The sequence below is a fragment of the Bradyrhizobium sp. P2_E8 genome (assembly GCF_056403875.1).
In genome coordinates this window covers 1-5,600 of record NZ_JBFUES010000478.1, presented here as the reverse complement: position 1 = coordinate 5,600, position 5,600 = coordinate 1, and the positions used below count along the sequence as shown (strand labels likewise).

Here is a 5,600-nt window from a genome sequence, read left to right as displayed (position 1 = left end):
GGACATTGCCCGGCGCGACCGCGTTGATGCGGATGCCGTCAAGCGCCAGCGGCCGCGCCAGTCCGCGTACGGTCGCGTTCAGCGCCGCTTTCGCGGCGTAGTAGGTCACGGGCGCGCCGAGCGCCGCCATGCCGGCGATCGAGGAGATGCAGATGATGGACCGGTCGCCGCTGCCGCGCGCCATCAGCGGGCGTGCGGCTTCGATCGCGTTGGTGGTGGCGAAGAGATTGAGGTCCATCACCCGCGACCATTCCGCCGCCGTTTCCTTACCCGGCGGCACGGACGCGCCGCTGCCGACGTTGCAGACGAGGATGTCGAGGCGGCCCCACCGCTTGTCGACGTCCTGCACCAGTGCCGCGGCGGCGGCCGGATCGGTGACATCAGCAACATGGATCGAGCTGTCTCCGCCGACGGTCGCACGTGCCTCGTTCAGGGCGTCGGAGCCGCGTGCAGCCAGCGCGACCTTCGCTCCCTCGGCGGCAAGCGAAGCGGCAATGGCAAGGCCGATGCCGCGGCTGGCGCCGGTGACGAGGGCGACATGATCGTCGAGTTCGAGCTTCATCGCATCGCGTCCTCGATCCACCCGACCGTCATGTCGCGATATCCGGCGAGCGCGCCCGCGTGGTCGCCGTCCGCGGCGCGTGCGGTTTGCAGGATGTACTGCCCCCTGTAGCCGGAGCGCTCGATCAGCCGGATCGTCTTGGCGAGATCGGCGTTGCCGGTGCCGAGCGGCACGGTCGTGCCGCCGCGCATGCGGTCCTTCACATGCACATTGAGGATCCGCGGTGCGTAGGCTTCGATCTCCTCGGTGCTGTCATAGCCGAGCGAGGCGCTGTTGCCGCTGTCGTAGTTGATGCCGAAGACATCGGCCGGAAAGGCTTCCATGAAGCGGGCGAGTTCGCGCGGCGGCAGATCGGATTCGAACACGATCTTGGCGTTTTGTCTTGCAAGCTGTTCGCGGCGGGCGATCAGCACCCGCTTGAGCGTATCGCTTTCGCTTTCGCGTTCGATCTTGCCGTTGTCGACCAGCGGGATCACGATGAATTCGATGCCGATCCGGCTACAGGCGGCGATCAGCAGATCGAGATCGTTGACGAGCGCGTCGCGTACGACGGCGTCGACCTTCCAGAACGGCGCCTGCATGAAGCAATCGCCGGTCAGGCTCGGAATGCGTAGGCCATTCTCGCGCGACAGCGCGGCGATCTCCGTCTGGCCGGCTTCGGTCGTGAGCGGATTTTCCCGCAGCCCTTCCTGGTCGATGGTCCATTCCATCCGCGTCAGGCCGAGCGCCTTCGCACGGGGAAATTCCTCGCGCCATTCGTTCCACGGGAACGCCTGGATCTTGCCGTCGACCAGGGTCGACAGACGTCCCTGCATGAAGCCGATGCGTTGCAGCGTTGCGGTCACGATTTGCTATCCGAGCTGATGGCGAGGCCCTTGGCGGTCCAGCCGCCGTCGACGAAGATCTCCTGGCCCGTCACATAGGCCGATGCGTCCGACGCCAGGAAGATCGCGGCGCCCACCATGTCGGCGGGCTGTCCCCATCGGCCGAGCATGGTGTGGCGGCGCCGATCCTCGTGCATGGCGGGATCGGCATAACTCTTTGCGGTCATCTCGGTTGCGACATAACCCGGCGCCAGCGCGTTGACGCGGATGCCGTCGGGCGCATAGTCGGCGGCCAGTGCGCGCGTCAGCCCGGCGAGTCCGGCCTTCGCCGCGACGTAGCCGGGATTGCCAGGGAAACCGCGGATCGAGTTGATGCTGGTGACGTTGATGATCGCGGCCGAGCCCGTCGTCTTCAGAAGCGGATAGGCGGCAAGGATCGTGGCGTAGACGCCGGTGAGGTCGGTCGCGACCGTGGCGCGGAAGCGCGCCAGCTCGCTTTCGGCGCTCTGCGGGGGAAGGCTGATCCCGGCCGCGTTGACCAACGCGTCGATACGTCCGCCTTGCGCCGCGATGGCGTTGAAAGCGCGCCCGATCGCGGCATCATCGGAGAGATCGCAGGCAATCGCGGTCACGCCCTGCGGCGCAGTCCCGGAACGGCTGAGACCGAATACCGTGGCACCGGCATCCTTCAGGCCGCTCGCAATCGCAGCGCCAATGCCGCGCGAGGCGCCCGTTACGACGGCGATCTTGCCTGCGAGAGAGAAGGCGCTGAGATTAGGCATAGCCGTAACTGCGCATGATGGCGCCACAGAGCTTGACGTCTTCCGGGCGGTCGATCTGGAACATCTTGTGGCGCTCCATCACGTGAAAGCCGATCTTGCCGCCGAGACGATTGTTCTGTTCGCGCAGGAGTGAAGGAATCAACACGTAGAACGAGCCGTTCTCCAGGTAGCGCTTCTCGATCTGCTGCCGCATGCGGCGATTGCGGAAGTCGTAGTTGATCGGCTCGGGTCCGCTCGCGCCGATTCGCCAGTTGAAATAATCCTCGACCTCGCAAACCGAGAGCAGGCTGTCGAGCTGCTCGCGATCGAAGGTCGCAAGCGCCTTCTCGATGTCGTCGGGCTCGCGGATCGGTGAGGTGGCCTGGAGCGCGACGATGCGCTCGAAGCGGCCCATCCGCTCGTCGATGGCGTTGAGCGCATGCAGCCAGGCGGACTCGGAGGAGGCGAGGTCGCCCGAAATGTCGTCGGGACGCCGCACGCCCACCGCGCCGGCGGCTTCTGCCGCCTGCAGAATCTTGTCGCTGTCGGAAGAGACCGCCACCACGTCGACGCCGCGCGCAGCGCGCGCCTGCTCGACCGTCCAGGCGATCAGCGGCTTGCCGCAGAGATCGAGCAGGTTCTTGTGGGGGATGCCTTTCGATCCCCCGCGTGCGGCGATCACGGCCAGTGTCTTGGGCGCCATCAGATATGTCCCTCGAGACGCTCGAGCGCGGTCCAGAAGCCTTCGCCCATGTTCTTGTGGCCCTGCCAGATCTCGGGAATGAAGGACGCGGTGGGCGCATGCCTGCGCAGCACTTTTCCGATCTCGTCGAAATCGATCTCGCCTTCGCCGATCTGGACGCCTTCGCCGTCGAGCCCCTTGGCGTCGCCGAAATGCAGGTGCGCGGTATGGGGGCCGAGCTGGGCGAGGCCTTGCGCGAAGTCGAAGCCGAAATGATTGGCGGCGAGTTTTGTGTGCGAGATGTCGACGCACATGCGCAAACCATGCTTGGCGCAGAACGCCGCCGACTCCTCCGGGAGGATGAAGATGTTCTGATGGCGCTGGCCGCCGAAATGCCAGGGGAACGGTGCCATGGTCTGCGGCGTCAGCTCGACGCCGTCCATGTCGAGCTGTTTCAGGCTCTGCGCGAAGATCCGATAACGCTCGGCCTTCTCCTCCGGCGACAATGGTGCGTCCATGGTGAAGCCGCCGATATTGGCGACGATCGGCGGCCGTTTGGTTTTGGGGAAGAATTTCTTCAGCCTGCGGGTGATGTTGATCACCGCCTGCGTCTGCTCGAGCGAGTAGCGCCGCAGCGCCTCGTCGGGGGTTGCGAGGTCCATCAGCTTGGAGCCGGCAAACAGCTCCGGCGCATGCACGACGAAGCCAAGATCGTAGGTGCCGGAAAGATATGCCGCCGGATCGCGCTCCATGTCGCTGTAGCTGAGATGGAATTCGATGATGTCGGGCTCGCAGATCTCCAGGAAGCGCTCGATGTCGTAATAGCGCACCGGCACGCCCCAGGGACGGTCGAAGTGGTAGCGCCGCGCCGTTGCGGCGCCCTCGTCGAGGTCGCTCTGGAAGAAATAGTCGTCGGCCGCCATCGTCCGCGTCAGCTTGCGGCCGAGCAGCGCCGGCATCTTCAGCGGCGACAGGCCCTGTCCCGGGCTCTTCACTGCGATATCGCTTTCGGAGATCACGGTGCCCGGCGCAAGGTCGCGCGCAGCGACCAGGCTTTTCGCGAGGTTCTCGCGGTTGATCAGCTCGCCCTGGCTCAACGCGCGTTCGGCCAGTTTCTCGCCACGCGCGGCCTCGATCTCGCGGATGCCCGAGACCAGCGTCTTGAATTCCTCCGGCTCCAGGCTCGCGGCGTGGTCGGGACCCTCCATCTCGCGGTCGAGGGTGATGTGGCGCTCGATGACGACGGCGCCGAGCGCCACCGCGGCCATTGACACGGCAATGCCGCGCTCGTGTCCGGAATAGCCGACCATGGGATGAATCTCGCGCAGCGTTTCCATGAAGCGCAGATGGATGTTGTGAAGTGCAGCCGGATAGGTGCTCTGGCAATGCAGGAGGACGTAACCTGCGTTGCGCTCGTCGAGGAATCTCGCGGCGGTCTTGATCTCCTCCGTCGTGCTCATGCCGGTCGAGACGATCAGCGTCTTGCCGGTCGCGACGAGTTTGGCGAGCAGGGGAAGGTTGGTCAGATCGGCGGAGGCGACCTTGTAGGCTCGCACGCCGAAGCCTTCGAGCATCGCGACGCTCTTCGCGTCCCAGGGCGTGCACAGATACTGAATGCCCTTCGAGGCACAGTAGTCGGCGATCTTCTTCTGCTGCTCCGTCGTCAGCTCGAAACGGCGGAGCAGATCGAGCGTGTATTCGACCGCAAGGTCGTCGTCCTTTCCGGAGAGCGAGGAGGCGCGGTAGACCTCGTCGAGCTTGCGCATCTGGAATTTGGCGCAATCCGCGCCGGCGGCGACCGCCGCATCGACCAGCGCGATGGCACGGTCGAAGTCGCCATTGTGGTTGTTGCCGACCTCGGCGATGACGTAGCAGGGCTCGCCGTCTCCCAGAAGGCGGTCGCCGATGCGAACTGATGCGTCAGCCATTCGCTCTGGTCCTCTCAACATCTTTGCCTGGATCTGTCGGCCTGGCCACGATCAACGAGCCGAGCGTGAACAAATCCCGTTCCGAAAACTGGCGGAATTGGGGTGCCAACCGCTCCATGATCGCAGGCTCAGGCGACCTGCAGTCGGGCTGGTCGCTTAATATCTGAAAACCGGCGTCGTTGAACAGTTGCAGGTACTCGCTGTGGCGCAGGCGGTTGACGTACTGGAAACGCGACTGAAATGGGCGCCATTCCTCGTCGGAGTACGTCAGGAAGTTAAATGAGCTGATGGCAGGATCGAATCCCTTGAAATGATCGCCGTAATCGATCTGCATCAGGGCCACGCCGTCCGGGCGGAGGACGCGCCGCAGCTCCTTGAGAATCGCCGCAATATCGGCCTTCGGAATGTGTTCGAGAGTTTCGACCGAGACCGCGCAGTCGATGCAGTTCGCCGGCAGATCCGTTGCGCGGGCATCGGCGGGCGCGCGGTACTCGATATTCCAAAGGCGCTCGAGATCGTCCCAGGAGTCTATCCCGAGGCGATCGGCCCCGGTCGCTTTGGAAATGATCGCGGCGTTGGAGCGGATCAGGTCGAGCTTGGACAGCCGCTCGATGTCGACGGTGATGAAGCGTTTGGCGCCATGGGCGCTGAACGTGAGCGGAATGACCAGGTCGCGGCCAGCGCCGAATTCGAAGAACGTCGATGCCTGAGGCGACCGAATGCCGTATTCGGAATAGGTGCGGAGCAGCTGCTGGGCAAACGTATGGATCGACCTGATTTGCTTTTCCGGACGCGGCAACCGACGCGTGACGTAGCGTTGCAAAGCGTAGTGCAGGTCCTCCC

At 64.5% G+C, this 5,600-nt stretch carries 6 protein-coding genes; all 6 read right to left on the bottom strand.

Features of this window, described 5'->3' with window-relative positions; translation table 11 throughout:
* Nucleotides 1-562 (bottom strand): SDR family NAD(P)-dependent oxidoreductase (locus tag AC1D00_RS24135; RefSeq protein WP_477012371.1); only part of this gene is annotated, 562 nt, incomplete at its 3' end.
* Nucleotides 559-1,407, bottom strand: coding sequence for a sugar phosphate isomerase/epimerase family protein (locus AC1D00_RS24130; protein ID WP_477012370.1), 849 nt, complete (start codon nucleotides 1,405-1,407; stop codon nucleotides 559-561). The genes AC1D00_RS24130 and AC1D00_RS24135, both read right to left, overlap by 4 nt.
* Entirely contained in the window at nucleotides 1,404-2,168 is a 765-nt protein-coding gene (locus AC1D00_RS24125; protein WP_477012369.1) for an SDR family oxidoreductase, read from the bottom strand. Before AC1D00_RS24125 ends, AC1D00_RS24130 begins: the two co-directional genes overlap by 4 nt.
* Nucleotides 2,161-2,850, bottom strand: a complete 690-nt coding sequence (locus AC1D00_RS24120) for an acylneuraminate cytidylyltransferase family protein (RefSeq protein ID WP_404558058.1) — start codon at nucleotides 2,848-2,850, stop codon at nucleotides 2,161-2,163. Before AC1D00_RS24120 ends, AC1D00_RS24125 begins: the two co-directional genes overlap by 8 nt.
* Nucleotides 2,850-4,757 carry an N-acetylneuraminate synthase family protein gene (locus AC1D00_RS24115; protein ID WP_477012368.1) on the bottom strand — a complete coding sequence of 636 codons (1,908 nt, stop codon included), beginning with the start codon at nucleotides 4,755-4,757 and terminating at the stop codon, nucleotides 2,850-2,852. The genes AC1D00_RS24120 and AC1D00_RS24115 overlap by 1 nt, the downstream gene beginning before the upstream one ends.
* A partial coding sequence (locus AC1D00_RS24110; protein ID WP_477012367.1) for a class I SAM-dependent methyltransferase occupies nucleotides 4,750-5,600 on the bottom strand: 851 nt, incomplete at its 5' end. The genes AC1D00_RS24115 and AC1D00_RS24110, both read right to left, overlap by 8 nt.

Coding starts and splice junctions, on each gene's coding strand:
- AC1D00_RS24125 (WP_477012369.1), bottom strand. CDS start 2,168: ATGCCTAATCTCAGCGCCTTCTCTCTCGCAGGCAAGATCGCCGTCGTA.
- AC1D00_RS24120 (WP_404558058.1), bottom strand. CDS start 2,850: ATGGCGCCCAAGACACTGGCCGTGATCGCCGCACGCGGGGGATCGAAA.
- AC1D00_RS24115 (WP_477012368.1), bottom strand. CDS start 4,757: ATGGCTGACGCATCAGTTCGCATCGGCGACCGCCTTCTGGGAGACGGC.